At 72.6% G+C, this 26,718-nt stretch carries 22 protein-coding genes; 14 read left to right on the forward strand and 8 right to left on the reverse strand.

Annotated elements, in window-relative coordinates; all coding sequences use genetic code 11:
- Positions 1-47: 47 nt before the first annotated feature.
- The gene (locus HD593_RS09765) at positions 48-2,096 is read left to right on the forward strand and encodes an ATP-binding protein (RefSeq protein WP_185101859.1); all 2,049 of its coding nucleotides are present in this window, start codon (positions 48-50) and stop codon (positions 2,094-2,096) included.
- 39 nt (positions 2,097-2,135) lie between these two features.
- Here HD593_RS09765 and HD593_RS09770 read toward each other — a convergent pair whose 3' ends face one another.
- The 3 genes from HD593_RS09770 to HD593_RS09780 all read right to left on the reverse strand — a co-directional run bounded on the left by HD593_RS09770 (position 2,136) and on the right by HD593_RS09780 (position 7,680).
- A complete protein-coding gene (locus HD593_RS09770; protein ID WP_185101860.1) occupies positions 2,136-3,068 on the reverse strand; it encodes a zinc-dependent alcohol dehydrogenase in 933 nt (310 codons plus the stop codon).
- 114 nt (positions 3,069-3,182) lie between these two features.
- Positions 3,183-5,969: an ATP-binding protein gene (locus HD593_RS09775; RefSeq protein WP_185101861.1), complete on the reverse strand. Its 2,787-nt coding sequence runs from the start codon at positions 5,967-5,969 to the stop codon at positions 3,183-3,185.
- A 235-nt stretch (positions 5,970-6,204) separates the two neighbouring features.
- The gene (locus HD593_RS09780; RefSeq protein ID WP_185101862.1) at positions 6,205-7,680 is read right to left on the reverse strand and encodes an aldehyde dehydrogenase family protein; all 1,476 of its coding nucleotides are present in this window, start codon (positions 7,678-7,680) and stop codon (positions 6,205-6,207) included.
- Between the two features lie 208 nt (positions 7,681-7,888).
- Here HD593_RS09780 and HD593_RS09785 point away from each other — a divergent pair, with 208 nt between their 5' ends.
- The 4 genes from HD593_RS09785 to HD593_RS09800 all read left to right on the forward strand — a co-directional run bounded on the left by HD593_RS09785 (position 7,889) and on the right by HD593_RS09800 (position 11,613).
- Entirely contained in the window at positions 7,889-8,332 is a 444-nt protein-coding gene (locus HD593_RS09785; protein WP_185101863.1) for a hypothetical protein, read from the forward strand.
- Positions 8,333-8,429: 97 nt separating this feature from the next.
- Positions 8,430-9,314, forward strand: coding sequence for a Gfo/Idh/MocA family protein (locus HD593_RS64265; RefSeq protein WP_185101864.1), 885 nt, complete (start codon positions 8,430-8,432; stop codon positions 9,312-9,314).
- A gap of 120 nt (positions 9,315-9,434) precedes the next feature.
- Positions 9,435-10,445, forward strand: a complete 1,011-nt coding sequence (locus tag HD593_RS09795; RefSeq protein WP_185101865.1) for an NAD-dependent epimerase/dehydratase family protein — start codon at positions 9,435-9,437, stop codon at positions 10,443-10,445.
- A 97-nt stretch (positions 10,446-10,542) separates the two neighbouring features.
- Positions 10,543-11,613: a dihydrodipicolinate synthase family protein gene (locus tag HD593_RS09800; protein ID WP_312903412.1), complete on the forward strand. Its 1,071-nt coding sequence runs from the start codon at positions 10,543-10,545 to the stop codon at positions 11,611-11,613.
- Between the two features lie 12 nt (positions 11,614-11,625).
- Here HD593_RS09800 and HD593_RS09805 read toward each other — a convergent pair whose 3' ends face one another.
- Positions 11,626-12,831 (reverse strand): hypothetical protein, encoded by a 1,206-nt coding sequence (locus tag HD593_RS09805; RefSeq protein WP_312903413.1) that lies wholly within the window; start codon positions 12,829-12,831, stop codon positions 11,626-11,628.
- A 68-nt stretch (positions 12,832-12,899) separates the two neighbouring features.
- Between HD593_RS09805 and HD593_RS09810 the strand changes: the two genes are divergently transcribed.
- The 5 genes from HD593_RS09810 to HD593_RS09830 all read left to right on the forward strand — a co-directional run bounded on the left by HD593_RS09810 (position 12,900) and on the right by HD593_RS09830 (position 18,140).
- Positions 12,900-14,072 (forward strand): DegT/DnrJ/EryC1/StrS family aminotransferase, encoded by a 1,173-nt coding sequence (locus HD593_RS09810; RefSeq protein WP_185101866.1) that lies wholly within the window; start codon positions 12,900-12,902, stop codon positions 14,070-14,072.
- 86 nt (positions 14,073-14,158) lie between these two features.
- Positions 14,159-15,406 carry an ABC transporter substrate-binding protein gene (locus HD593_RS09815; RefSeq protein WP_185101867.1) on the forward strand — a complete coding sequence of 416 codons (1,248 nt, stop codon included), beginning with the start codon at positions 14,159-14,161 and terminating at the stop codon, positions 15,404-15,406.
- A gap of 55 nt (positions 15,407-15,461) precedes the next feature.
- On the forward strand, positions 15,462-16,328 hold the full coding sequence (locus HD593_RS09820; RefSeq protein WP_312903414.1) for a carbohydrate ABC transporter permease: 867 nt from the start codon (positions 15,462-15,464) through the stop codon (positions 16,326-16,328).
- Entirely contained in the window at positions 16,325-17,188 is an 864-nt protein-coding gene (locus HD593_RS09825; protein WP_185101868.1) for a carbohydrate ABC transporter permease, read from the forward strand. Before HD593_RS09820 ends, HD593_RS09825 begins: the two co-directional genes overlap by 4 nt.
- Before the next feature lie 58 nt (positions 17,189-17,246).
- Positions 17,247-18,140, forward strand: a complete 894-nt coding sequence (locus HD593_RS09830; protein WP_185101869.1) for a dihydrodipicolinate synthase family protein — start codon at positions 17,247-17,249, stop codon at positions 18,138-18,140.
- Between the two features lies 1 nt (position 18,141).
- Here the strand turns inward: HD593_RS09830 and HD593_RS09835 are convergent, their stop codons facing one another.
- Genes HD593_RS09835 through HD593_RS09845 form a run of 3 tightly spaced genes read right to left on the reverse strand, consistent with a single transcriptional unit; the run spans position 18,142 to position 21,564 of the window.
- Positions 18,142-20,070 carry a ligand-binding sensor domain-containing protein gene (locus tag HD593_RS09835; RefSeq protein WP_185101870.1) on the reverse strand — a complete coding sequence of 643 codons (1,929 nt, stop codon included), beginning with the start codon at positions 20,068-20,070 and terminating at the stop codon, positions 18,142-18,144.
- Between the two features lie 43 nt (positions 20,071-20,113).
- On the reverse strand, positions 20,114-20,842 hold the full coding sequence (locus HD593_RS09840; RefSeq protein WP_185101871.1) for an amidohydrolase family protein: 729 nt from the start codon (positions 20,840-20,842) through the stop codon (positions 20,114-20,116).
- Positions 20,839-21,564, reverse strand: a complete 726-nt coding sequence (locus HD593_RS09845; RefSeq protein ID WP_185101872.1) for an amidohydrolase family protein — start codon at positions 21,562-21,564, stop codon at positions 20,839-20,841. The genes HD593_RS09840 and HD593_RS09845 overlap by 4 nt, the downstream gene beginning before the upstream one ends.
- Before the next feature lie 82 nt (positions 21,565-21,646).
- Here HD593_RS09845 and HD593_RS09850 point away from each other — a divergent pair, with 82 nt between their 5' ends.
- Genes HD593_RS09850 through HD593_RS09865 form a run of 4 tightly spaced genes read left to right on the forward strand, consistent with a single transcriptional unit; the run spans position 21,647 to position 26,227 of the window.
- The gene (locus tag HD593_RS09850) at positions 21,647-23,632 is read left to right on the forward strand and encodes an NHL repeat-containing protein (protein ID WP_185101873.1); all 1,986 of its coding nucleotides are present in this window, start codon (positions 21,647-21,649) and stop codon (positions 23,630-23,632) included.
- Entirely contained in the window at positions 23,632-24,300 is a 669-nt protein-coding gene (locus HD593_RS09855; protein ID WP_185101874.1) for an amidohydrolase family protein, read from the forward strand. The genes HD593_RS09850 and HD593_RS09855 overlap by 1 nt, the downstream gene beginning before the upstream one ends.
- On the forward strand, positions 24,297-25,055 hold the full coding sequence (locus HD593_RS09860; protein WP_185101875.1) for an amidohydrolase family protein: 759 nt from the start codon (positions 24,297-24,299) through the stop codon (positions 25,053-25,055). The genes HD593_RS09855 and HD593_RS09860 overlap by 4 nt, the downstream gene beginning before the upstream one ends.
- On the forward strand, positions 25,052-26,227 hold the full coding sequence (locus tag HD593_RS09865; protein ID WP_185101876.1) for a DegT/DnrJ/EryC1/StrS family aminotransferase: 1,176 nt from the start codon (positions 25,052-25,054) through the stop codon (positions 26,225-26,227). Before HD593_RS09860 ends, HD593_RS09865 begins: the two co-directional genes overlap by 4 nt.
- A gap of 27 nt (positions 26,228-26,254) precedes the next feature.
- On the opposite strand, the gene HD593_RS09870 is transcribed toward HD593_RS09865, so the two are convergent.
- Complete coding sequence (locus HD593_RS09870) at positions 26,255-26,608, reverse strand: beta/gamma crystallin domain-containing protein (RefSeq protein WP_185101877.1); 354 nt, start codon at positions 26,606-26,608, stop codon at positions 26,255-26,257.
- Between the last annotated feature and the right edge of the window lie 110 nt (positions 26,609-26,718).

Raw genomic sequence — 26,718 nt, forward strand, 5'->3', positions numbered from 1 at the left:
CCGAGAATCCGGCCGGCGCGCCCGGGGTTCGGAGGGGGAACAGGGAGATGTCATCGGGGAGCAGCGGTAAGTCCGGGTTGCTGGGATCGCGCCTGGAAGCAGCACGCGAGCTCGCGTTCGTGGGGCGGGAGGAGGAGCTCGCGGTCTTCCACACGGCGCTGTACGGCGGCGGTGGCAGCGTGCTGTACGTGCACGGCCCGGGCGGCATCGGCAAGTCGGCCCTGCTGCGGCGGCTCGCGCACGAGGCCGCGGTGGCGGGCCGGCCGGTGTCGATGGTGGACGGGCGCACGATGGAGCCGTCGCCGGCGACGTTCGGGGACGAGGCCGAGCCGGCGCTCGGCGACGCGGACGCGGTGCTGCTGATCGACCACTTCGAACGCATCCAGGGCCTGGAGGGGTGGCTGCGTGAGCGGTTCCTGCCGCGGCTGCCCGTGGGAGCGCTGGTGGTGATCGCGGGCCGGTACCCGCCGGACATGCGCTGGCAGGCCGATCCGGGATGGGCGGGAGCGCTGGAGGTGCTGGCGCTGCGGGACCTGCCGGCCGCCGACGCCCAGGCCCTGCTTGACTCGTGCGGGGTGCCGGACGAGCTGCGCGAGCCGCTGCTGGCCTTCGCCGGCGGTCATCCGCTGGCGCTGCTGCTGGGGGCGGCTGTGGCGGTCAAGGACGGCGGGGCGAGCAGGCGGTGGGTGCCGGACCAGGACGTGGTGGCCACGCTGCTGGACCAGCTGGTGGGCGAGCTGCCGTCGGCGGCGCATCAGCACGCGCTGGAGATCTGCGCGCATGCGCACGTGACGACGGAGGCCCTGCTGCGGGCGGCGTTGCCGCAGGACGCCGGGACGTTGTTCCGGTGGCTGCGGCGGCTGCCGTTCGTGGAGTCGAGCAGTTCCGGACTGTTCCCGCACGACGTGGTGCGCGAGCTGCTGGAGGCGGACCTGCGGTGGCGCGACCCCGAGGGGTATGCGGTGATGCACGACCGCATCCACGCGCACCTGGCGGAGAAGGTGCGTACGGCGGGCGACGCGGACGTGCTCGGCGCGGTGGCCGCGCTGCTCTACCTGCATCGGGACAACGGGGCGCTGACCGATTTCCACCGTTGCCGCGACGAGGGCGAGTTCCAGGAGGAGCCGTTCAGGCAGGAGGACACCGGCACACTGGTCCGGGTGGCCACGGCAGCCGAGGGCGCGGCGTCCGCGGGCTGCGCCGCCTTCTGGGCCGGACGCCGGCCGGAGGCGTTCCGGCTGTACCGGCGGACGGAGACCGGCGAGCCCGTGGCGTTCTCGGCCTGGCTGCGCCTGGAGAAGCTGGACGAGGAGGAGGTGGCGGCCGATCCCGTCGTGGCCGCGGCGTGGGCGCACGCGCGCGCCACCACGCCGGTGCGCGCCGGCGAGCATCTGGCGGTCAGCCGGCTGTGGGTGCTGCCGGAGCATCGCGGGAGGTCCACGGTGATGGATCTCATCCAGTGGCGAATGATCGGCAACTGCCTGCGGGCCGAGCGGATGGCGTGGTCCTACACCGCGATCCAGCACCCGAACCACCGGGCCTGGGTGACGTGCTTACGGCGTTACGGGATGCTGGACATCCCCGAGCGGCCGCGGCTGGGGGACGACTCGTACACGCTGTTCGTCCATGACTGGCGCGCGGTGCCGCAACAGACGTGGCTGGAGTGGATGAACCGGCCACTCGCCGAGGGTGCCGCCGAGGGCCCGGATGCCGCACCGGGGCTGGTGGTGCTGTCCCAGGCGGAGTTCGCCGGGGCGGTGCGCAAGGCGTTGCGCCACCTGTCACGGCCGGACGCCCTGGCCGCCTCTCCGCTGACGCGCACCCGGCTGATCGCCGAGCGGGCCGGGCAGGACCCGGTGGCCGCGCTGGGCGAGCTGCTCCGCGGGGCGATCGCCGACCTGGGTGAGGACCCGCGCACGGGCAAGTTCCACCGGGCGCTGTCCGCCACCTTCCTGCGCGGCACCCCCACCCAGGAGCTGGCCGCGGAGCAGCTCGGCCTGCCGTTCACCACCTACCGCCGCCACCTGACGGCCGGTATCGAACGCGTCTGCGCCGACCTGTGGCATCGCGAGCTCTACGGCGCCGGCGCGTCGTGAGCCCGCGGGCGCGTTCCGGTAGGCAGACCCACAGCGGGATCAGGGCTCGATGACCACCTTGATCGCACCGGCTCCGCGGTCGCCCGCGACGCGGAACGCCTCCCGGGCCTCGTCGATCGGGAACCGGTGCGTGATGATCGTCTGCGCGATGTCCGGCTTCTTGGCCAGCATGGAGGCGACCTCCTCGACCTCGCGGACCCCCTCAGGCCGGCCGTAGGCGATGCTGTTGACGTAGGTCAGCTCCTTGACCAGGCTCACGGTCCCGGGGATCGGCATCGTCTTCCGGTACACGCCCAAGGAGACGATCCGGCCTCCCGGCCGTGCGGAGTCCGCGGATCGGGCCAGGCTCGACTCGCTCCCGGCCGCGTCTATCACCACGTCGTAGGTTCCGCTCGGGTGGCCGAAGCCCAGCCGCTCGGCCGCTGCCAGCTGATGGCCGTGCCGGGTGTCCACATCGGCGTCCAGTCCTTGATGCCGGGCCGCTGCGGCTGCCAGGAGCCCGATCGACCCTCCGCCGACCACGAGCATGCGCTCTCCCGGCCGCGCCTGCGCGCGGCGCACCGCGTGCCAGGCGACGGCGCCGGGCTCGACCAGGCACGCGTCCTTCACGTCCAGTTGCGAGGGCAGGGCCAGGAGCGTGTACTCCGGCACGACCACCGCTTCGGCCAGACCGCCGTCGCGGTGGATCCCGAGGATTCCGTGGCCGGGTTCGGTGCACCGCTGTGGGTTACCGGAGCGGCATTCCGTGCATTCGCCACCGTAGATGGCCGGTTCGACGAAATAGCGGTTACCGGCGTCGTCGACTCCAGCGAACTCGTGCCCATAGATGAATCCGGTCACGCCGCCGCCGGCGAACATGACATCGGTGCCGCAGATTCCCACAGCGGCCACTGAAAGCCGGATCCCTGCTCCACCAGGTTCATCGACCTCGACGGTGCGGATACCGTCGTCGGTGTTCAGCACAGCGCGCATGTGTTCTCCGTCCATGTCGATACGGCAGGCCGCGTTCATGCTGGCCGCCCTCGCGCCGCGGTCGCGTCGGCGACCATCGCCTATGAACGTCGTCCAGCGATGTCCGGTCGGAGGTCAGGGAAGCCGCAGGTTCCTGAGCTGCCGGCGGGAGGTGAGGCCGAGCTTGCGGAAGATGTTGCGCAAATGCGCGTCGATCGTGCGCGGGCTCAGGAACAGCTGCGCGCCGGCCTCCTTGGAAGTGGCCCCGCCGGCCACCAGCCGCGCGATGAGCAGCTCGTGGGCGGTGAGCGCGTCGGCCGGCTGAACGGTCCGCTTGCGCGGCTGCTCGCCGGTGGCGCGCAGCTCACGGGCGGCGCGCTCCGCGAACCCCTCCGCGCCCATGCCCGACAGCAGCTCGTGGGCGGTGCGGAGCTGCGCTCGCGCATCCTTGCGCCGGCCTTCGCGGCGCAGCCACTCGCCGTAGACCAGGCGGGCGCGGGCCAGGTGGGTGACCATCCGGCAGTCGCCGAGCCGCTCGATCGCTTCGCGATACAGCTCCTCGGCTGCCGGGCCGGTGCTCACCAGCGCCCGCGAGCGTGCCTCCAGGCCGAGCGCCCACGGGGTACCGCTGGCACGGGCCCGGGGGCTGAGCCGTTCCAGCGCGGCGGCCGCGCGGGCCGGTTCGCCGGCACGGACGGCCGCCTCGACCAGCTCCGGCAGTGCCAGGCTGCTGTGCGCCAGCAGGTCGAACCCGGCCGCGTCCGCGGCGGCGGCGAGCGCGGCGGGGTAGTTGCCCAGGCCGTTGTGCAGCACCGCCAGCTCGTACTGGGCAAGGGTGACCGCCATGCCCTCGCCCCGCCCGGTCGCCTCCTGGACGGCGGCCGCGTACAGCTCGGAGGTCTCGGCCCGCCTGCCGCGCCAGGCGGCGAGCATGAGCCTGGCGTTGGGCAGCGGCGCGCCGCCGGTCGCCTGCGTGATCGCGGCCTCCTCGGCGATCAGCTCGGCGGCGTGGGCGAACGCGCCGGTGGGCACGAGCACGGCGGCGAGCGTGTTGAGGGCGCCGGGAAGCGTGTTCAGCGCGCCCGCTTGGCGCGCAAGGCGGACGTGGCGGCCGGCGAGCACGTAGACCGCCTCGTCGTCCCACAACATCGCCGCGATGTGGCAGGCGAGCCACAGCCAGCGGCGGCTGTCGTCGTCGGCTCGGGGCTCATGGCCGCCAAGCGACTCCAGAGCCAGCCGCAGACCGGGCACGCTCGCCTCGTACCCTTGCGTGAACCTCGTCACTAGCCCGTCGAGCAGGAGGTCGACCGGCCGCGGCGGCGTCGACGGCGCGGGCGCGTCCCGGGCGGCGTCGGCCACCTCCAGGACCCCACGGCCCTGACCGAGCGGGCCGGCGTGGATGGACGCCTCCATGGCATCCAGGTAGGTCTCGCGGGCCAGTGCGGCATCCAGCGGACCGAGCGTCTTGGCCGCGTCCAGCAGCATCCCCGGCACGTCGCTGCCGCGCGTCTGCACGAACGCGATCTGCGCGCGCAGCAGCTCGACCCTGGCGCGTCGCAGCGCGTCCAACGGCCCGGCCTCCGCGACCATCAGCAGCTCCGAGGCGGCATCGGGCGTACCGGCCTGGTGCTTGGCGTGCGCGGCGGCCAGCGCCCGGCGAGCCCGCTCCGCCGGCTCGGGCGTCAGCGCCACCGCTCGTTCCAGGAACGCGGCCGCCGCGGCCAGCCCGCCGCGCGAGCGGGCCCGGCCGGCCGAGCGCTCCAGCTCCGCGGCGACCGTCTCGTCGGTGCCGAGCACGGCCTGCGCGCGGTGCCAGGCGCGGCGGTCGGGGTCGGTGTGCGGGTCGGTGGCCTCGGCCAGCGCCCCGTGCGCGCGGCGGCGATCCCACGGCCCGGCGGCCCGGTAAACCGCCGAACGCACCAGCGGATGCGAGAACCGTACCCTGGTGCCGATCTCCAGCAACCCGGCCGCCTCCGCCGGTAGGGCGGCCTCGGTGCCGATGCCCAGGTGCTCGGCCGCGCGCCACAGCAACGCCGCGTCGCCGACCGGCTCGGCCGCCGCGACCAGCAGCAGCAGCTGCGTGTCGGCGGGCAGGCTGCCGGAGCGGCGCTCGAAGCTCTCCTCGACCCGGCGCGGCACGCCCAGCGCGTCCGGCAGCGCGAACCCGCCCGCTAGCTCGGCCGACGCTGCCGGCAGCGCGAACCCGCCCGCCAGCTCCGCCGGCGCGGCCGGCTCCGCCCCGTGGGGCAGCTCCAGCAGCGCCAGCGGGTTGCCGCGAGCCTCGGCGATGATCCGGTCGCGTACCCGCTCATCCAGCGGCGCTCGGACAGCCGCGGCCAGCAACGCCCGCGCGTCGGCTTCACCGAGCCCGTTCAGTCGCAGCTCCGGCAGCCCGGCCAGCAGCTCGGCGCCACCCCTGTCGGGGCCCGGGTCGCGCAGGGCGAAGACCAGCACGACCTGCTCCGCCTCCACGCGCCGCGCCACGAACGCGAGGATCTGCACGGAGGCCGCGTCCAGCCACTGCGCATCGTCCACCAGGCACAGCAGCGGCCGCTCCTCGGCGGCCTCGGCCAGCAGGCCGAGCACGGCCAGCCCGACCAGGAACCGGTCCGGCGGGTCGCCGGCGCGTCGTCCCAGCGCCACGCCCAGAGCGGCCTGCTGCGGTTCTGGCAGCGCCCCCAGCCGATCCAGTAGCGGCGCGCACAACTGGTGCAACCCGGCGAACGCGAACTCCATCTCGGACTCCACCCCGGTCGCGCGCTCGACCCGGTACCCGGCCGCGGCGTCGCGGGCATGCTCCAGCAGCGCGGTCTTGCCGATGCCCGCCTCCCCGCGCACGACCAGCACGCCGCTGCGCCCGTCCCGCGCCCGGGCGAGCAACCGTTCGACGACCTCACGTTCGGCGCGTCGGCCTCGAAGCATCGTCTGGTTCTCCCGCAGGCGTCAATCCGGTGTCCGCAAACCTGGCTTTCCGCCCAAGACTAGGGGATTTCCGGCGAAGTACTACGGGTGTGGCTCGTTCTGGGGGCCCCTGCTGATCGGGTGATGAGCGCTTTCACGGCCGCCGCCCAGCCATTCCAGTTTCTGCTGCTGTCCGGGCTGGGCCAGGTACGGGATGCTCATGGTGCTTCCCTCAACTCAGGAAAGCCGCGGAGTTCTATGCGAGCTGGGAGGCGGCGGTCGCGTACGTCTTGAGGTTCTGGAACTCGGTGATGGCCGCGAGGCCGCACAGGAGGCCGTACCCGCTCTGCTTGAAGCCACCCTGCTCGAAGTGCTCGGAGAGCACGCCCCAGGTGTTGAACCAGACTCCACCGAAGCGGAGCTCGCGTCCTACCCTGCGGGCCCGGAGGTCGCTACGGGTGAACACGGACGCGGCCAGGCCGAACTGGGTGGCGTTCGCGCGGTGGATCGCGTCCGCCTCGTCGTCGAAGACCTCGAACGTCTGGACCGGACCGAACACCTCCTGCTGCACCAAGGGCACATCGAGCTGTTCCACCTCGACCAGCGACGGGCGGTAGAACGCGCCGCCGGCCAGCTCGGGATCGGTCACGGGCCCGCCCCTGACGAGGACCTTGGCGTACGAGGCGGCCTCCTCGACGACGTGGTCGACCCTGGCGACGCCGGCCTTGTCGATCAGCGGCCCCAGCTGGCTGGAAGGATCTTCCGCGGGCCCCACCTTGACGGCCTCCAGCGCGGCGGCCAGCCGGGCCCGCAGCTCATCGGCGATGCCGCGCTGGGCGAGCACCCGCGAGCCGGTGCAGCAGTACTGCCCGTTCATCAGGATGCAGCTCGTCACCAGCTGCGGGACCACGACGTCCAGGTCGGCGTCGTCGAAGACGATCATCGGGGTCTTGCCGCCCAGTTCGAGGTTGACGCGCTTGAGCGTCCGGGCGGCCGCGGCGGCGATGGCGCGTCCGACGTGCGTGCTGCCGGTGTAGCTGAGCACGTCGACGTCCGGTGACTCGACGAGGAACGGTGCCACCTCGTTGCCTGCCTCGGTGAGGACGTTGACGACGCCCGCGGGGAGGGACTTCGTGGCGGCGACGGCTTCGGCGAAGAGCGCGTTGGTCAGCCCGGTCTGCCCGGGCATCTTCACCACCGTCGTGCAGCCGGCGCCGAGCGCCGGCCCGAGGGCGCGGACCAGCAGGATCACCGGGGAGTTCCACGGCGCGATGATGCCGGCGACCCCCATCGCCTCGGGGGTCGAGTGGAAGTAGGCGCCCGGCTCGGGCTCGCCGGCCCGGCCCGCGATCTGGGTCAGCGCGGAGGCGGCGCTGTAACGCAGCCAGTCGACGGAGAGCGCCACCTCCCAGGTCGTCTGCTGGAGCAGCTTGCCGTTCTCCCGGGCCAGAGTACGGCCCAGGTCAGGGACGCGTTCGGCGAGCCGGTCGGCCAGCTCGTCGAGTGCCCTGGCCCGCAGCGACGCGTGGCGGGACCAGCCGGTGGTGTCGAACGCGGCGCCTGCGGAGGCGACCGCGGCCTGTGCCTCGGGCCGGCCCGCTGAGACGTAGGTGCCGACGACGTCGCCGGTCGAGGGGTTGATGGACTCGTGTACGGAGCCGGCGTCACTCCACCGCCCGTTGATCAGGTTGCGGGCGGCGGTGGAGCGGATGCCGGTGGTGGTGGGCGCCATGGTCGTCCTTCCGGTGAAGACTGAGCGGCTCTGCCTGGCGCGTCCACCGTCGATCGGCGCAGGGCGGCCGGTGACGGCGGGACTCGCGGTATCACTCTGTCCGCGGGCAGGTGCTGCCTGCATCGGCGACGATCGCCTAGAAGAAGCTCCGGCGGGAATCGCCTAGTCTCGGTCCGAACCTGGCGATCGGGGGGAAGGCAGGACGACCATGCGCGACGAGACCCTGCTCGGCCTGTGGGACAGCGGTCCCTACGACTACGGCGTCATGGAGACGAGCTGGATGGCGTTCCTGCCGGACGGCCGGGGCTGGAGCGCATGGGCGACCTTCGGCGGCGAAATGGACGTGGGCCGCTTCCGCTGGCACTGCCCCGAGCCCGCGGTTCTGCGGCTCCGCTACGAGTGCCACCTCGCGGGAGACTGGGCGGATTCGGACGACGACTTCCGGTTCGACGCGATCACCAGCCGACGGCCGGGGGGCGACGTGGTGACCACCACGTACACCATCGGACCGGACGAAACCCTGATCAGCGAGGGGCCGATCACCGCTCTCCACCTGGGTGACCACGTGAACTCTTGCACGACCTACGGCCTACGCCGGCGCGAGCTGAAGATCGAGGACGATCCCGCCCACGACCTCGTGCCATGGCACTGACAAGGATGCGGCACTGACGGGGAGGCGAGCGCGGGCGTGACGGGCCGGGCGATGGCTACGCTTTCCGCAGCCGTTGCCGGACATGGAAGGTCGTACCGTGCGCATCGCACTCGCCGGGCTCGCCACCAGCCACCCCTACACCGACGCCCGCACCCTGTCCCGCCATGCCGAGCTCGTGGTGTGGGAGCAGGATCCCGAGCGGCTCGGCAGGTTCACCGCCGAGCACCCGCGCGCGAAGGTGGCGGGCAGCCTGGCGGAGGTGCTGGCGGGCCCGCTCGACGGGGTGGTGCTGACCGTGCCCAACCCGCAGGTCCCGGCGGCGCTGGCCGAGGTGCTGGAAACGGGGCTGCCCTGCTTCGTGAACAAGCCCGCCGCCGCCAGCCGGGCGCAACTGGAGCAGCTCGACCGGCTGCCGATCCACGACCGGGTGCTGTCCGGCTCGGTGCTGCGGTTCGCCCCCGCGTTCGCGGGCGCGCGGGTCGATCGTGACGAGGTGCTGGCGGTGCGGGCGACCGTACGGCACGACGTGGGCATGTGGGCGACCGGTTACAACGCCTGGCAGGACACGCCGGGTGAGGGCGGCGGCACGATGGTCACCATGGGAATCCACGGGGTGGAGCTGCTGGTGGCGCTGCTCGGGCCCGAGGTCAGGCTGGTGGGCGCCGCGGGGGCGAGGCGGCACTACGCGACGCTCCGCTCGGAGGACACCGGGGTGATGGCGCTGCGCTGGGACGATGGCATCACCGGCACCGTCGAAGTCCTCGGCGTGTCCGAGTCGGAGTCCTACAGCGTCACGCTGCACACGCGCGACGGCAGCGAGACGATCGTGATCGAGGGCGGGGACGACGTGGTCCGCGGGCTCGGGTACGAGGGGACGATCGAGGCGTTCCTCGCGATGGTGAACGGCGCGCCCAGCCCCGTGCCGTGGGCGGAGACCAGGGCCGTTCTCGACGTGCTGGTCCGCGCGCGCGAGGACTTCTGAACGCCTGAGGCCGGGGAGGGGTGCCCGGCGTTCACCCAGGCCCCGGCCTCCCCTGCCGTTGACAGCCGGAGCTTCGCCCAGTTACGGTCTGGACCGTAAATCGAGGACGGAGGAGACCGCGTGCGCACGACAGCGGAACTCGAGGAGCGGCTCGCGCGGCCGAGCCCCGGGCTCGTCGACGATCTGGGCAGGCTCGACGGCGACATCATGATCCTGGGCGCAGGCGGCAAGCTCGGCCCGAGCCTCGTACGGCTGGCGCTGAAGGCCACCGGCGGAGACAGGCGGATCATCGCGGTGTCCCGCTTCTCCGAGCCGGGCCTGGCCCAGGCGCTCCAGGAGGAGGGCGCCACGGTGGTCGCGGCCGACGTCGCCGACGAGCGGGCCCTGCGCGAGCTGCCGGACGCGCCGAACGTGGTGTTCCTGGTCGGGGCCAAGTTCGGCACGAGCAGCGGCCAGGAGCACGCCGCCTGGTTCACCAACACCTACCTGCCGGGCCGGGTCGCCGACCGGTTCGCGGGCAGCAGGATCGCCGCGCTGTCCACCGGGAACGTCTATCCCCTCGTCCCCGTCACCAGCGGCGGCAGCACCGAGGGCTCGCCCACCGGGCCCGTGGGCGACTACGCGATGAGCTGCCTCGGCCGCGAACGCGTGCTGACGTACTTCGCCGCGAAGAACGGCACCCCCGTGGCGCTGCTGCGCCTCAACTACGCGGTCGAGCTGCGCTACGGCGTGCTGGTCGACCTCGCCCAGAAGGTGCTCGCCGGGGAGCCCGTCGACCTGACGACGGGCCAGGTGAACGTGGTCTGGCAGGGCTACGCCAACGAGGTGGCGCTGCGGTCGCTGCTGCTCGCCGGCGTGCCTCCGTACGTGCTCAACGTCACCGGCCCCGAGCTGATCTCGGTGCGGCAGGCGGCGGTGGCGCTCGGTGAGGCGCTCGGCAAGGAGCCGGTGTTCACCGGCGAGGAGGCGCCGACGGCGCTGCTGTCGAACGCCTCCCGCTGCCACCGCCTGTTCGGCTATCCGGAGCTGACGCCCGCCGAGCTGATCGAGCACACGGCGCGCTGGGTCGCCGACGGCGGGCCGCTGCTGGGCAAGCCCACCAAGTTCGAACGCCGCGACGGGCGTTTCTGACGCGCGTGCTCGCATCGCACGGCGGGCGGCGAGCGCACGCGCTCGCTCCGCACGGCAGGCGTGCGTGCTCACCTCACACGGAAAAGGGGGACCTCACGTGCTCGGCACGGCTTCAGGGGCGCAGGCTCCACAGGCACAGGAGTCCGTACGCGACCTGTTCAGGCGCGGTCTGGTGATCCCGGCGCATCCGCTGGCCCTGACCGAGGACAGGAGGCTGGACGAGCGCCGCCAGCGCGCGCTGACGCGCTACTACGTCGAGGCGGGCGCGGGCGGGCTGGCGGTGGGCGTGCACACCACGCAGTTCGCCATCCACGGCACCGGCCTGCTCGCGCCCGTGCTCGAACTGGCCGCGGGAACGGCGAAGGAGTTCGAGCGCGAGGTGGTGCTGGTCGCCGGCGTGACCGGGCCCACCGGCCAGGCGGTGGCCGAGGCGGAGCTGGCCCGGTCGCTCGGTTACCACATGGTGCTGCTGAGCCCGTACCGGGAGCTCGACGAGGACGGGCTGATCGCGCGGGCCAGGGCCGTGGGCGAGGTGCTGCCCGTGATCGGCTTCTATCTGCAGCCCGCGGTCGGCGGGCGGCCCCTGTCGCGCGACTTCTGGACGCGGCTGGCGGGCATCGAGTCGGTGGTGGGCGTCAAGGTCGCGCCCTTCGACCGGTACCGCACCCTCGACGTGCTGCACGGCGTCGTACGGGCGGGGCGGGCCGGGGAGGTGGCGCTCTACACGGGCAACGACGATCACATCCTCGCCGATCTCATCACCTCCCACCGGGTGGTCGTGGACGGGCGGCAGGTGGAGGTCGAGTTCGTGGGTGGCCTGCTCGGGCAGTGGGCCGTCTGGGTGCGGCGGGCGGTGGAACTGCTGGAGGAGGCCACGCTGGCGCGGTCGGGCGACGACGCCGCGGTGCGCCGGCTGCTCGGGCTGGACGGTCACCTCACCGACGCCAACGCGGCCATCTTCGACTCGGCGAACGGCTTCCACGGGTGCATCCCGGGCATCCACGAGGTGCTGCGCCGCCAGGGGCTGCTGGCCGGCCGATGGTGCCTGGACCCCGGGGAGGACCTGTCGCCGGGGCAGCTCGCCGAGATCGACCGCGTCTGGGCCGCCTACCCGTGGCTGCGCGACGACGACTTCGTCGCGCAGGGCCTGGACCGATGGCTGGCCTGAGCGGAAGGCCGGCTACAGGGTGAGGCGATAGAGCGTGAGCGGACGGCCGCTGGTGCCGCTGGTCAGGTTCCCCGTGCGTTCGGCCAGCCCGGCCAGCTCCAGCCGGTGCAGCATGCGGCGGGCGGTGCGCTGCTGGACGGCGAGCCGCTCGGCGATCTCGCGGGTCGTCAGCGCCTCGCCGCCGGCCGCGTCGCGGGCCTCCAGCAGCTTCTCCAGGGTCGGCACCGACAGCCCCACGCGCCGCGCGATCAGCGGCAGGTTCTGCTCGCCGGCCGGTGCGCTGATCACCGACTCCAGCACGATGTCGGTGTCGGCGCGCAGGGACAGGACGGCGGCCACGTTCCCGATGCGCCTGGCCCTGGCCAGGGCGCGGCGGGCCAGGCTCTCGGCCTCGGCGGCGCTGCGCCCGAGGCCGAAGCCCACCCGCGCAACGCTGCTGTGACCGGCCAGCCGCGCCAGCATGGGCAGCCCGGTGAAGCCGCCCGTGGCCTCGTAGAGCGGCCCGCGGGTGGTCACCAGCAGGTGCTTGCCCCCGCGGAACCCGGCCAGGGTGCCGGCCAGCGCGCCGGCCTCGCGCAGCAGGCCCTCGTCGCCGTCCATCTCCACCAGGCCGAGCGCGATCTGGGCGTCCTCCTGGGCCTGCCCCTCGGCGGTCAGCAGGAGCTGGCGCAGCGCCGTGCGGACGGAGTGCTCGGACGGCGCCAGCCGCAGCACCTGCATCTCGTCGCGCAACGCCTCGTGCACGGAGCTGAGGCAGGTGATCACGGGATGGTCGGGGGAGCGGCGGTGGAAGGCGATGATCTTCTTGGACGTCGTCTCCGGCCGGTAGCCGAGCGTGCGCAGGTCGCCGGTGGGCAGCCCGGCCTCGTCGAAGGTCGCGGTGACGTCGGCGGGCGAGATCGTGTCGATGGACAGGCGCGTGATGTCCTGACCCTCGTGCTGGAGGCGCACCAGGGCGCTCAGCAGCGTCGCGCCGGAGTAGTCGACGAACACGGCGGGCCGGGTGAGCACGTCGGCGCCGCGCGCCAGCATGTACGGCACGATGCCGGTGAACAGCCAGCCCTCGACCGAGTTCGCGTGCGCCTCGACGATGGCGGGCGCCTGCGACTCGTGGTCGTAGTCGAGCCGCAGCGCGCTCACGCCGGGCTGCTCCTCGCAGGTGGCCGCGACGTCGTCGACCAGATCGTGCGGGCCGACGACTCCGATGACGAAACCCACCCGCGTCTCCTTCCCCTTCTTTACGGTCTAGACCGAAAGGCTATCCGGTGACCCTGCACTTTCCCAACATGGCCGAACCCGCGGGCCGCACCCTCGGTGACGAGGAGGTGGCCGCGCTGGACCGCGTCATCCGCTCCGGCATGCTCAACTCCGTGTGGGGGACCGAGGCGCGGGCGCTGGAACGCGAGGTCGCGGAGCTGTACGGCTCCCGCCACGCGATCGCCTGCGCGTCCGGCACCGCGGCCCTCCACCTGTCGGTCGTGGCGGCGGCGCCGGACCCCGGTGACGAGATCATCACGACGCCGATCACGGACTTCGGGACCGTGGCCCCCATCTTGGCGCAGAACGCGGTTCCTGTCTTCGCCGACGTGGACCCGTCCGACGGCAACCTCGACCCGGACGCCGTCGCCGCGCTCATCGGGCCGCGCACCCGCGCCATCATGGCGGTGCACCTGTTCGGCGCGCCCGCCAGGGTGGAGGAGCTGCGCCGGCTGGCGGACCGGCACGGTCTCACGCTCATCGAGGACTGCGCGCAGGCGTGGCTGGCCGAGCTGCCCGGCGGCCGGTACGCGGGCACGGCCAGCCACGTCGGCACCCTGAGCCTGCAGCAGTGGAAGCACATCACGTGCGGGGACGGCGGGCTGACCCTCACCGACGACGACGAGCTGGCCAGGCGCATGCGGCTGTTCGCGGACAAGGGCTGGGACCGGGCGGCCGGGCGTTCGCACGAGAGCCTGGGGCTGAACTACCGGATGACCGAGCTGCAGGCCGCGGTGGCCCGCGCCCAGCTCGCGAAGCTGCCCGGCGTGGTGGAGTCCAGGCGCCGCACGGCCCGGCAGCTCATCGAGGCCCTGCGCGGGCTCGACGGGGTCCATGAGAGCGGGCGTGACGAGGGCGGCGGCGGGATCGGGCTCCCGCGCCCCGGCGGGCACGCCTGGTGGCTGTTCCCCCTCGTCCTGCCCCGCGGCGACGCCTCCGAGCTGGCCGCGCACCTGGCCGCGGCCGGAATTCCGGCACGGGCCGGTTACCTCAAGGAGCCGCTCAACCGGGCCCCGCTGTGGGACGGGCCGATCTACGGCTCCTCCCGCTACCCCCTGGAGGGCTACCGCCCGGCCCCCTGCCCCGAGGCCGAACGCCTGGTCGCCGCCACCCTGCTCATCGTCGACTGGAACGAGCACTACACGTCCGAGCACGTCAAAGCCGTGGCGGAGGCGATCGCCGGATACCCCGGCCGGTCGTAGTCACGTTCATGTATCAGGCATTGACCGGACCATCCCCGGTCATTAGGTTTCGGTCAGGACCGGTATTCAGGAAAGGAACGCCGCCGATGAGAAACAAAGCGGCAGCAGGCATCGCGGTCGCCCTCAGCGTCGTGATCGGCGGGTGCGGTTCCGGTGGCTCGGGCTCGGACAAGAGCGCGGTGACTCTCTGGATGTACCCCGTGATCTCGGACCAGGCCAAGAACAAGGCCTTCTGGGACAAAATCGAGAAGGACTTCGAGGCCAAGAACCCGGCGATCGACGTCACGATCGACCAGCAGCCCTGGGACGGCCGCCAGGAGAAGATCACCACGGCGCTGGCCTCCAGGAAGGGCTTCGACCTGGTCGTGCTCGGCCCCGACCAGATCCCGCAGTACGCCGAGCAGGGCACGCTGGAGGCCGTGGACGACGTGATCGCGGCCGAGAAGAGCGGCTACCTGCCCAACGCCCTCACCGCGCTGACCGTGAACGGCAAGCTCTACGGCGTGCCCATCTACCAGACGATCACCGCCCCTATCTACAACAAGAAGCTCTTCGCCGACGCGGGCGTGACCAAGGTGCCGGAGACGCTGGCCGAGCTGAAGGAGGCCGCACCCAAGCTGGCCGCCAAGAAGGTCGCGGTGCTCGACTATCCCGGCAAGCCGGAGGTCTCGCTCAACCAGAGCTTCTACCCGATCCTGTGGGCCAACGGCGGCTCGGTGTTCTCCCCCGACGGCAAGAGCGTGACCGTCAACAGCCAGGAGGGCATCGCCAGCCTCCAGTTCCTGCTCGACCTCAAGGCCGTCGGCGGCCTGCCGGAGAACGCCGCCAGCAAGGGCAACGACATCGAGGGCGGCCCGCTGGCCGGCGGCAGGACCGCGATGTACCACGCGGCCACGGCCCTGAACGCCGACCAGCTCGGCGCCGCCATCGGCGCGGAGAACGTCGGCATCGGCCTGCCGCTGGAAGGCGCCAAGCGGGTCGCGTTCGGCATCCCCGGCGGCCTGGTCCTGGCCAAGCACTCCGAGAACAAGGACGCGGCCAGGAAGCTGGCCGCCTACATCGCCTCGCCCGAGGTCGCCGGCTCGCTGGCCAAGGAGTCCGGCTTCTTCTCCGCGCGTACCGACGTGACGATCCCCGGCCAGTCGGCCACGTCCAAGGAGTTCGCCAAGTCGCTGCAGTACGCCTTCCCCGGCGACACCCACCCCAAGGCCCGCCAGGTGATGGCGATGGTCGCGGCCCACGTCCAGGCGGCGCTGATCGGCAAGGAGGACGCCAAGACGGCACTCGACGCCGCCGCCAAGGAGGGCAACGACCTGCTGGCCAGCGGTGGCTGACACGACCAGGGCCGTCTCGGGGGCGGCCCGCCTGCTCGGAAGGGTGTGAGATCCGGTGCGTCATCGCCTGCGTGACCCGATCACGGGACTGCTGTTCGTGCTCCCGATGCTCGTGCTGTTCCTGATCTTCAAGATCTTCCCCACGCTCGGGGCGGCGGGCATGAGCCTGACGAACTGGAACATCGGCGGCGAGTGGAGCTTCATCGGCGCCGACAACTACACCCGGCTCGTGAACGACCCGAACTTCTGGTCCAGCCTGCAGGCCACGCTGGTCTACACCGTCATCTACGTGCCGCTCGTCATGGCCGTCTCGCTCGCCACCGCCCTGCTGCTCAACTCGATCGTCTTCCTGCGCGGGCTGTTCCGCGGCATCCTCTTCCTGCCGTACGTGACCAGCTTCGTCTTCGCCGGCCTCATCTGGCGCTGGATCTACGAGTTCGACGGCCTGATCAACGGGGTGCTGGCCAAGCTGGACCTGGGGCCCGTCGGCTTCATGGAGCGGGCGGAGCTGGTGCTGCCCGCCCTGGCCGTCGTCTCCTGCTGGAAGGGCTTCGGCTACTCCATGCTGATCCTGCTGGCGGGGCTGAAGGCCATCCCCGGCTCCTACCTGGAGGCGGCCAAGGTCGACGGGGCCGGCCCGTGGCAGCGCTTCCGCGGCATCACCCTGCCCCTGCTGAAGCCGGCGATCTTCTTCGTGCTGGTGATCGAGACCATCTCCTCGTTCCAGGTCTTCGACACGATCTACGTGATGACCGGCGGCGGGCCCGCCAAGGCCAGCTACACCCTCATCTACGGCATCTTCGAACGCGGCTTCAGGTTCTGGGAGTTCGGCTACGCGGCCACCTGGGGGATGGTGCTGTTCGCCATCGTGCTGGTCGTCTCGCTGATCCAGCGCCGGTTCATCGGCAAGGAGAACACATGACGATGACGGCCACGCGCCCCGCCGCCGTCCGTGACCGGCAGGCCACCAGGCCGCGCCGCCACGGCCGGCGGTGGCCGCTCTACACGCTGCTCGCGGTCATGTCGCTGCTGACGCTCGGCCCGTTCGCCGCGATGATCGTCGTGGCGCTGTCGCCGCGCGGCGAGCCCACCGTGCCGGCGCAGTGGCCCGGCTCGCTCACCCTCGACAACGTCGTGCAGGTCCTGAGGGCGTCGGGGTTCGCCGAGTGGACGCTGAACTCGCTGATCTACTCGGGTGTCTCCGTGGTGATCATCCTGCTCACCGCGTCGATGGCCGGCTACGCGTTCGCCAAGAAGCGCTTCCCCGGGCGCGACACCATGTTGTGGACGTTCCTGGCCACCATGATGGTGCCGTTCCAGGCCACGCTCATCCCGCTGTACGTGCTCGTCTCCGACTTCGACGGCGCCGACACCTTCTGGGGCCTGATCGTGCCGACGCTGGCCAACTCCCAGGCGGTCTTCCTGATGCGCCAGTTCATCCTGGGGCTGCCGGACGAGCTGTTCGACGCCGCCAAGGTCGACGGGGCCTCCGAGCTGCGCGTCTACTGGACGATCGTGGTGCCGCTGACCAAGCCGATCCTGGCCACCCTCGGCGTGTTCGTCTTCCTGTGGCACTGGAACGACTTCCTGTGGCCGCTGGTGATCTCGCAGAGCGACGCCACGCGGACGCTGACGGTCGGGCTCACCGTGCTGAAGACGGAGGAGATGCAGTGGTCGCTGCTGATGTCCTCCGCGGCCGTCTCGGCGGTGCCCTGCCTGGTCGTCTTCTTCCTGCTGCAGCGCTACCTGGTCAACAGCATCGCGATGACGGGCCTGAAGTGACCGGCTGAGCGGGACGTCCTACGCTTGTCGCCCGGGACGTCCGGTGAGGGGAGCGAGGATGGGCACGCCGATCGACGCGCGGGCCGCGGGGTTGCGCGACCGCCTGCGCGGGAGCCTGGCCGCCGCCGCGCTGACGCCGATGACCTGGGCGGGCGAGGTGGATCTCGACGTCGCGGAGTCGTACTTCCGCCGGCTGGTCGCCTCGGGCGCCGGCGTCCTGGCCGTGCTCGCGCACACCGGGCGCGGGCCCTACCTGCCCGCGGAGGTGCGGGCCGGCGTGATCGCCCGTGCCCGCCGCGCGGGCGTCCCCGTCGTCGTCGGCATCGGCGGCACGCGCGACGGCGGCCAGGCGGGCGCGGTCGCCGACGCGCGGATGGCCGCCGAGCTGGGGGCCGACGGGGTGCTGGTGTTCCCCGAGGCGGGGGACCGGGTGGCGCTGCACGAGGCGGTGTGGGCGGCCGCGGGGCTGCCGATGATCGCCTTCGACCTCTACACGAACCCGTGCCCGCCCGCCACGCTGCGCCGGATCCTGAGCCTGCCCGGGGTCGCCGGCCTCAAGACGGCGCTGCTGTCTGACGCGATGGCGTGCCAGGAGACGATCGCCCTGACCCTCGAGGCCGGCAGGCTGGCGATCACGGGGGAGGACCGCATGTTCGCCGCCTCGCTGCTGTGGGGCGCGCAGGCGGCGCTGGTGGGCATCGCGGCCGCGTCGGTGGAGACGACGGCGGCGGTGCTGCGCGCGTACGAGGGCGAGGACCTGCGCGGTTTCGAGAAGGCCGCCTCGCGGCTGGACCGGCTGGCGGCGGCCACGTTCACCGCTCCGATGGAGGGCTACGTCCAGCGCATGGCCTGGCTCGCCGCCGCGGAGGGGCTCATCCCCGGGGACCGGGCCCACGACCCGTACGGCCCCGCGCTTCCGGACGGCGAGCGCGCCAGGGTGCTGGCCTGGTAGCTCAGAGGGCCACCCGGATCAGGTTGCGCCCCTTGAGCGCGTAGAGCGCCTTGCGGGACGGGTCGATGTTGATCCGGGAGCCGCCGCCGAACCAGTCGCTCGCCAGCCCCTCCACGAGCTTGCGGGAGGTGAGCTTGACCAGGTCGATCTCGTAGACCGCGTCCTCGTCGCTCGTGTAGGCATGCCGCCCGGCGAGCACCAGGTCGCCGCCCCGGTCGCACACCTTCAGCGTGCGCGTGACCTTGCGCCGGCGCAGGTCGAACTCGAACAGCACGCCCGCGTCGGTGATCCCGTACAGGGCGAGCGCGCCGTGCTTGAGACTCGTGACGGCCTTCGCGCCGGCCACCGGCTCGACCTCCCACCTCACCTCGCGGGTACGCAGGTCGAACGCCGCCAGCCGGGCCGTGGACGTCACCGGCGGCGACCCGAGACCCTCCTGCGTGCTGGTGCCCAGGTAGACGGTGCCCAGCCGGGCGGCCAGCGAGAACACGGTCTGGCGCTCGACGACCGGGCGGTAGGTGTCCACCCGGCCGGTCCTCGGGTCGTAGACGTCGAGCGCGCCGTTCTGGTGCCCCGGCTCCGGCTGGGTGGACATCACGATCAGGCCGGTCAGCCTGTCGTGGACGAGGTCCTTCGGCCGGTCCTGGTTGTGGCCGGTGCGCAGGAGCAGCCTGGCCTCCGGGTCGCCCGCGCGGTGGGAGTAGAGGGCGGCCTGGGTGTAGACCCCGAGGTAGGTGGTCGTCCCCGCGGTCATGATGGTCTTCGGCTCGCCGGGGATGGGCAGCCGGGTGACCTGGCCCGTGGCCAGGTCGTGCAGGTCGCAGCCGCCCTTGCCGCCCACGTAGATGCGCTCGCCGTCGCAGTGCACGGACATGGGCTCCTCGGGGGCGGCCCTGAACCCCTTCTGCACGTGGCTGACATAGCTCAGGTCGCCGGTGGCGGGGTCGTAGACGAAGATGCCCGGCTCCTGGACGCCATAGATGCGGCCGCCGTGCTCCAGGATGCGGACGGTCTGCGCCTCCGGGAACGGCACGCCGAGCACCTCGTACGCGCCGGTCGCGATCTCGTAGCGGTAGAAGGTCCCGGAGGGACGGCCGGCGAAGTACACCCAGCCGTCGTGGATCAGCACAGAGACGACGTACTTCTCGCCCGGGGCGGTGGCCTTGACCACCTTGTACGCGGCCGGGTCCGCCTTCTCCAGCACGAGCAGCTCCGCCAGCGAGTTCATGCCGCCCGCCACGTGCGTGTCGCTGATCGACATGCTCGACACCCAGTCGCGGTCGGCCACCTCGGCGGGCAGCAGCTCGCGCTTCTCGCCGGTCCGCCGGTCGATGGCGATCAGGTGGGCGTTGGCGCCGACGCCCGCGTAGACGTGCGTGTCGTCGGCCTGGATGCTGCGGACGTACGCCTCGCCCGGAGCGGGCTGGCCCAGGTCGCGGGTGGCGCCGGTGGCGGGGTCGTACTCCAGCACGCGGCCGGGCTGGGAGGTGCCCATGAACACCTTGCCGTCGGGGGAGGCGGCCATGGTCCAGATGTAGGGGTCGGGGTACTGGGCCAGCAGGGTGGTGCTGCCGGTCAGCGTGTCGATCTTGTAGAGGTCGGAGCGGCTGTGGGTGCCGACGTAGACGTCGGTGCCCACCTTGCACATCGCCCAGATGCCCACGCCGGTCGGGATGTCGAAGTGTGCCGTGACCCGGTCCTGGCCCAGGTCCCAGGCGCCCACGACGTTCGGCGCCAGGCCGCGCGAGCCGAGGTAGAGCACGTCGCCGACGAACTCGGCGTTGCCCAGGGGGCTGGTCACGCTGGCCGGGCCGAGGTCGGTGATCGTGCCCTTCGGCTCACGGGTGCCGGCCGCCGCGGGAGCGGCCTGGAGGGTGGCGGCGCCCGCGGAGATGGCTGCGGCTTGGAGGAAACGGCGGCGGGGGATCATTCGCTGGTCACTCCTTGTGAGGGTGGCCGCACGGTATAACGGACTAGGCCGTAATGTCCAGATCGAAAAGCCGTGCGGCGTTCCGCCACGCGACCAGCTCGGCCGTCTCCGCGTCCAGGCCCGCCGCCGCCACCGCGCCGAACGCCGAGGCCGGGTCGATGAGGGTCGAGTCGGTGCCGAAGAGCAGCCGCGTGCGGTCCACCGCCGCCGCCACCTGCGCGAAGCGGCCGGCGGGGGCGTGGGAGTAGCACGGTTCGAGGTAGAGGCGGTCGCAGGCGCCGGCCGCCTCGATGGCGTGGGCGTGGCCGTCGGCGCCCATGTGCCCGGCGATCACACGCAGGCCGGGCGTGTCCAGGCAGACCTGGGCCAGGTCCAGCACCGTGGCGCCCCACGTGTGCACGAGCGCGGGCACCCCGGCCTGCGCGACCATGGCCAGCGCCTCGCGCGTCTGGGGCGAGGAGACGGGCGAGCGGGTGTAGTCGGTGTGGATCTTGACGCCGGCGAACCTGCCGGTGGGCAGGTACGTGCGCAGGTCCCGCTCGGCGTCCGCCTGCCTGCGGGGGTTGACGGTGACGTAGCCCAGGTGGCGGTCCTGGCCCTCCAGCCAGGCGGCCAGGGCCCGGTTGCCGGCAGGGGCGTCGTAGATCACCGCCTCGGTGGCCGAGACGATCGACAGGTCGATGCCGTATCGGTCCATGGTGGCCACGTTCGCGCCGGCCACGTCCATGGTGAAGAACCACGGGCCCCAGTGCGCGTGCACGTCGATGATCATCCGAGCAGCCTCCTCGCGTTGCCGCCGGCCACGGCGGCGATCTCCTCCGGCTTCAGGCCGCTGGTCGCCAGGCGCAGCAGGGGGACGACCGGCTCGTAGTGGGGGGTGCGGGAGCCGTACAGCAGCCGGTCGGCCGGTACGGTCTCCAGCGCGTCGGGCGAGTTCAGCAGGCGGGTCGAGGTGTGGAAGCCCGGCTCGTCGGCGGCCACGACCAGGAAGTCGCCCAGGTGGTAGAAGTGCGTGTCGAGAAAGACCACCGTGGCGTCCAGACCGGCGAACGGCTGCCAGAAGCGCCGCACGTCACCCCCGGTCAGCACGGCGAGCCCGAGCCCCGCGCACGTCCTGGCCACGTGGCGGACCGAGGGGAAGCCCGCCTCCACGCCCTGCTCGTCGGGGAAGAGCCTGACGGCCCTGACGCCCAGCCCCGCCAGCCGGTCGATCTCCCGTACGGCACCGATGGGGTCGCGCAGGTCCACCGTCCCTACCGGGACCACCGGCGGGTCCAGCCCCAGGACCTCGTCGTTCCCGCCGCGCACGTCGAACAGCGCGGCGCGCAGGGACGCGACCGCGCCCGCCCGGACACGGTGCGCGGCCAGCGTGTCCAGCACCGCCCGGGGCGTGCCCGGCGGGCCGTCGCGGTCGGGATAGGCGCCGACCAGGACATCCACGTCGAGGCTCACCTCAAGGTCGCCGATCAGCTTGCTCGCGTCGAACGCCGTCACAACCGCCTCCATTGACTTATCAAGCTCAGCACATTACGGTCTGGGCCAAAATTGGGCAACACGCTCACGTGGAGGTGCGGCCGTGCCGCGGAAACCCCTCGCAGTCCTCGCGGCCCTGGCCGCCGGGCTGCTCCTGCCGGTCGTCCCGGCTCAAGCGGCCCCGGCGTCATCGTGCGCCGGGCCGCGGGTGGAGACGTTCGGGGCGGCGTCGATGACCGGGGCCATCGTGGGCGCCACGGTGCACGAGGGCAGGGCGTACGTGGTCACGCGCGGCCAGAAGCCGCCCGTACTGGCCGAGATCGACCTGAGCACCCGCAAGGTCGTCAGAAGCGTGCGGCTGCCCGACGGCCCCGCCACCGGGGAACCGGAAGGCGGCTGGGCCACCACCGTGTCGGGCGGCAAGATCTACGTCGGCACCTACCCCGTCCCCGACCTCTACCGCTTCGACCCGGCCACCGGCGAGGTGGCGCACCTGGCCTCGTTCGGCAGGAACGGCGGCTACATCTGGGCGCTGGCCACCGCCCCCGACGGCACGATCTACGCGGGCACCTACCCGGACGGCCGGGTCAGGGAGTACGTCCCGGCCACCGGCGCCGTGCGCGACTTCGGCGTGCTGGCCGCGGGCGAGCGGTACGTCAGGGCGGTCGCCGCCGACGCCGAGAACGTCTACGCGGGCCTGCTCGACAAGGGCAAGCTCGTCGCGATCAACCGGACCACCGGCGCCGTCACCGAGCTGGCCCAGGGCACGACCGGCATCGGGGTGGTCGCCGAGCACGGTGACCGGATCCTCGCGACGAGCGGCCAGACCCTCATCGACGTGCGCAAGGACGGCACCGACCTCCGGCGGGTCCCGCTCGGCACGAGCAGCTTCGACGCCCTGACCGTGGCCGCCGACGGCACGGTCTACGCCACCTCGCGCCCCGACGGCGCCGTCCACCGCTACCGCACCGGCGACAGCGCCCCCACCAGGGTCGCCGGCCCTCCGTCGCAGGACGACGAGACCAGGCGGCTGGCGCTGACCGATGACGGCACCCTGGTCGGGTTCTCCGGCAGCGGCGGCATGTGGTCGCTGGACCTGGGCACCGGGCAGTGGGAGTTCACCGACCTGATCGAGGCAGGACTGCCCGCCGGCGCCGAACGCCCCCAGAGCATGCTGCTGGTGCCCGGACGCGCCGTCTACGTGGGCGGCCACTTCTTCATGGACGTGCGCGACCTGCGCACCGGCGAGCAGCGCCGCTTCCGCGTCCCCGGAGAGCCCAAGGACCTCGTGCGCCGCGGCAACCAGATCTACGCCGCCATCTACCCCAGCGGGAACATCATCTCCATCGACCTGCGCACCGACGCCGTCCGCAGCCTCGGCCACCTGGGGCAGGGCCAGCAGCGCCCGTGGGACATCGAGTACGACCCGGTGCGCGACAAGCTGCTGGTCGCCTCCGCCCCGCTGGGCGCCGAGCTGGAGGGCGCCCTGTCGGTCGTGGACCCCGACACCGGCGAGATCGACGTCTACAAGGGCGTCATCCCCGGGCAGAGCCTGATGAGCCTGTCGCTGGACGCCGGCAAGGGCATCGTGTACCTCGGCGGCGACGTGCTCGGCGGCGGCGGCACCCCGCCGGTGCACGCGTCGGCGTCCGTCGCGGCCTTCGACCTGCGCACCCGTACGGTGCTGTGGCAGACGGACCCGATCGCCGGATACCGCACCTTCCAGGACGTCAAGATCCACGACGGGCTGCTCTACGGCGTGTACAAGCGCAACTCCGGCGCCTGGATCGCCCTGGACCCGGCCACCCGGACGATCGAGCACCAGGGCACCCTGTCCGGGTACGGCGAGCTGACCACGCACCGCGGCAGGGTGTTCGCCAGCACGTTCTTCGGCGGGGGCAACGCCTACGAGCTGGGCGAGCAGGCCACGCGGCTCGCCACCGGCCTGGGCGACGAGTGGTACACCAACCCGCAGCTCCACTTCGAGCCCGGCTCCTGGAAGGCGTGGGCCCTGAGCGGCCGGCACCTGGCCAGGATCGACCTCGATCCGCGCTGCCCGCCGCTGACCGTCACCCCGCGGCAGCTCTGATGTCGTACCCCGTCGTGGACGCCCACCGGCTCATCGGCCCCGTACCCTTCGACGACCTGCCGGAGGACCCGCGGCCGGACATGGGCCGGCTGGGCATCGACCGCGCCTACGTGACCCACACCCTCAGCCTCTACTCCGACGTCCGCGCCGGGAACGAGGCGCTGCTCGCGCTCGGCGACCCCCGGCTCGTCCCGGTGCCCGTGCTGCTGCCCGAGCCGTTCGAGCCCGTGCCGCACTGGGACGTGCCCGTGGTCCGGCTCTGCCCGGCCAGGCACCGCTTCGAGCTGACCGGGCCGACCGCCCTGCGCTGGCTGGCGGAGCTCGGCGTCACGGCGGCCATCGATCTCGACGAGACCTCGCCGGGACAGCTCCTCACCCTCGCCCGGGAGCTGCCCGAGCAGCGCGTCCTGCTGCTCAACCCCGGCTACCGGCGGCTGCGCGCCGTCGCCGAGCTCATGGCCGCCATCCCGAACCTGTGGCTGGAGATCGGCACCGTGAACACCCAGCGCGGTGTCGAATGGCTGGCCGGGCACTTCGGGGCCGGGCGGCTGGTGTTCGGCACCGGCGCCCCCGTCATGGACGACTGCGGCCCCCGCTTCCTCCTCGACCACCTCGACCTGCCGGAGGACGACATCGCCCTGATCGCCTCGGGGGGTGACCTGCTGTGATCCTCGACGCGCACGGCCACCTCGGCCCGTGGCCCGACTTCCTCATCCCCGACCCGTCGGCCGGCGGCATGGTCGCCCTCATGGACCGCCTCGGCATCGACGCCATCGGCATCAGCCACCTGCTCGCCGTCGGCCCCAGCGCGGAGGAGGGCAACCGGCTCGCCTTCGCCGCCGCCGAGCGGTACCCCGGCCGGTTCGGGGTGTGGCAGGTGTACAACCCGCACCAGCGCAACCGGCTCGCCGAGCGGGGCGTCTGGGGTGTCAAGATCCATCCGGACGTGCACCAGTGCGCCCTCGACGACCGCCGCTACGACCCGGTGTGGGAGCTGGGCCTGCCCGTGCTCGCCCACGGCCAGACGGACTCGCCCTGGAGCGACCCGGAGCGGTTCGTCACCGTGGCGCGCCGGTATCCCGGGGTTCCGCTGCTGCTCGGGCACGCGGGGCTCTGGCCGTACGGGTTCGCCCGCGCGGCCGGGCTCGTCCGCGACCATCCGAGCCTGTACCTGGAGATCTGCGGCTCCAAGATGACCGGGCGGTGGATCTCCCGGCTGGCGGAGGCGGTCGGCGCCGATCGTGTCGTGTACGGCTCCGACGCCTGCTTCCTCGACCTGCGGGTCGGCTTCGGCCGCGTCGCCCTGGCGCCGCTCGACGACGCCGACCGGGCCCTCATCCAGGGCGGCAACCTCGCCCGCATCCTGGGCGGCGACCCCGCCCGCATCCTGGGCGGCGACCTCGCGGAAGGACATCAGCCATGACCCTGGCGATCGACGGCGGCACCCCCGTGCGCACCGCCCCCTGGCCGGCGTGGCCGCCCCCGATGGACCACGCCCAGCGCGCGCTCGTCACCGCCGTGCTGGACAGCGGCCAGTGGGGCGCCACCCAGGGAGGCCAGGCGTGCGCCGACCTGGTGGCCGCGTTCGCCCGCCGCTCCGGGGTCGAGCACGGCGTCGCCGTCGGCAACGCCACGCTCGGCCTGTTCGCCGCGCTGCGCGGGCTCGGCGTCGGGCCCGGCGACGAGGTGATCGTGCCGGCGTACACGTTCGTCGCCACCGCGACGGCGGTCCTGCTCGCCGGCGCCACCCCGGTCATCGTGGACGTCGACGCCGCCGACCTCCACCTGTCCGCGCCCGCGGTGGAAGCGGCGCTCACCCCCCGCACCGCGGCGATCGTGCCGGTGCACCTCGCGGGCAGCCCGGCCGACATGGACCCGCTGAACGCCCTCGCGGCACGGCACGGCCTGGCCGTCGTCGAGGACGCGGCCCAGGCGCACGGCGCCGCCTACCGCGACCGCCCCGTCGGCGGGCTGGGCGACGCCGGGGTCTACAGCTTCCAGTCCAGCAAGGCGATGACGGCAGGGGAGGGCGGCCTGATCGTCTGCCGCGCCGGCGAGGTCCACGAGGCCGTCTGGTCGCTCTGCAACGTCGGCCGCGCACTCGACGGCGCCTGGTACGGCCATCCGCGCGCCGGCTGGAACCTGCGCCTGACCGAGATCCAGGCCGCCCTGCTGCTGCCCTGGCTGGACCGGCTCGACGACGAGATCGACCGCAGGAACACCTTCGCCGCCGCCGTCGAACGCGACCTGCCCGGGGACCGGGTGAGCGTGGTCCCGCAGCCACCCGGCACCACGCGCGACTCGCGCCACCTGCTCATGCTGCGCGTCCACGTCCCCTTCGACCGGCCGTTCCTGCTGGCGGCCATGGATGCGGAAGGGGTCCCCCTCGACGGCGGCTATCCACCGCTCGGCACGATGCCCGCCCTGACGGAGGCGGGCGCCCGCCCCGAGCCCTGCCCGTCGGCCGAGGCCGCGGCACGCGACGTGCTCTGGGTTCGCCAGCCCATGCTCATGGACGACCTCACCGGCGCCGCGCACATCGCCGAGGCCCTGGCCAAGGTGCTCGCCGGCGCTGCCCGGGGACCTCGTCCATGAGGGCCGGGAAAGTCCCTGGTGCCGGAACTAGTAGATCGAGATGGAGGTGACCTTGTGGATGCGGTCGTGGCCGTCGTCGGAGAAGTCCCACATCCTCCACTTGTCCAGAAGCATGCCGCCGCTCGGACCGCCCAGGTCGTCGATGTAGGTGATGGCCACCCGGTTGTTGCCCGACCAGATGGTTTCGACACCGTAGATGGCCACGCCCATCGTGCCACCGTTGGCGAAGCAGTGTCCGTTGACGTAGAGGAACTCGTCGACCAACGGATTGTTGCGGCACGCCACCCCGTTGATGGCGTACGCGGGACCGGCCGGAACCGTGACCACGGCGGCCAGCGCGACGGCTCCCGTGGCAACGACCTTGCGGAGGGAATTCTTCATGGCTCTCTCCTGCGCTCTCCAGAGACTCTTCCTGCGGGAGGCCACGCTTCCGCGCTCCGGTGACCGCTTCACAGTCCATCCGATGCCCAGGTGGCGCACGGGGAACAACT

Source organism: Nonomuraea rubra (assembly GCF_014207985.1).
Classification (GTDB): Bacteria; Actinomycetota; Actinomycetes; order Streptosporangiales; family Streptosporangiaceae; genus Nonomuraea; species Nonomuraea rubra.

What these genes read in the sequence shown, in the direction of transcription:
- HD593_RS09765 (WP_185101859.1), top strand. Translation starts at nt 48, where the DNA reads ATGTCATCGGGGAGCAGCGGTAAGTCCGGGTTGCTGGGATCGCGCCTG.
- HD593_RS09770 (WP_185101860.1), bottom strand. Translation starts at nt 3,068, where the DNA reads ATGCGCGCTGTGCTGAACACCGACGACGGTATCCGCACCGTCGAGGTC.
- HD593_RS09775 (WP_185101861.1), bottom strand. Translation starts at nt 5,969, where the DNA reads ATGCTTCGAGGCCGACGCGCCGAACGTGAGGTCGTCGAACGGTTGCTC.
- HD593_RS09780 (WP_185101862.1), bottom strand. Translation starts at nt 7,680, where the DNA reads ATGGCGCCCACCACCACCGGCATCCGCTCCACCGCCGCCCGCAACCTG.
- HD593_RS09785 (WP_185101863.1), top strand. Translation starts at nt 7,889, where the DNA reads ATGCGCGACGAGACCCTGCTCGGCCTGTGGGACAGCGGTCCCTACGAC.
- HD593_RS09810 (WP_185101866.1), top strand. Translation starts at nt 12,900, where the DNA reads ATGGCCGAACCCGCGGGCCGCACCCTCGGTGACGAGGAGGTGGCCGCG.
- HD593_RS09815 (WP_185101867.1), top strand. Translation starts at nt 14,159, where the DNA reads ATGAGAAACAAAGCGGCAGCAGGCATCGCGGTCGCCCTCAGCGTCGTG.
- HD593_RS09825 (WP_185101868.1), top strand. Translation starts at nt 16,325, where the DNA reads ATGACGATGACGGCCACGCGCCCCGCCGCCGTCCGTGACCGGCAGGCC.
- HD593_RS09830 (WP_185101869.1), top strand. Translation starts at nt 17,247, where the DNA reads ATGGGCACGCCGATCGACGCGCGGGCCGCGGGGTTGCGCGACCGCCTG.
- HD593_RS09835 (WP_185101870.1), bottom strand. Translation starts at nt 20,070, where the DNA reads ATGATCCCCCGCCGCCGTTTCCTCCAAGCCGCAGCCATCTCCGCGGGC.
- HD593_RS09840 (WP_185101871.1), bottom strand. Translation starts at nt 20,842, where the DNA reads ATGATCATCGACGTGCACGCGCACTGGGGCCCGTGGTTCTTCACCATG.
- HD593_RS09855 (WP_185101874.1), top strand. Translation starts at nt 23,632, where the DNA reads ATGTCGTACCCCGTCGTGGACGCCCACCGGCTCATCGGCCCCGTACCC.
- HD593_RS09865 (WP_185101876.1), top strand. Translation starts at nt 25,052, where the DNA reads ATGACCCTGGCGATCGACGGCGGCACCCCCGTGCGCACCGCCCCCTGG.
- HD593_RS09870 (WP_185101877.1), bottom strand. Translation starts at nt 26,608, where the DNA reads ATGAAGAATTCCCTCCGCAAGGTCGTTGCCACGGGAGCCGTCGCGCTG.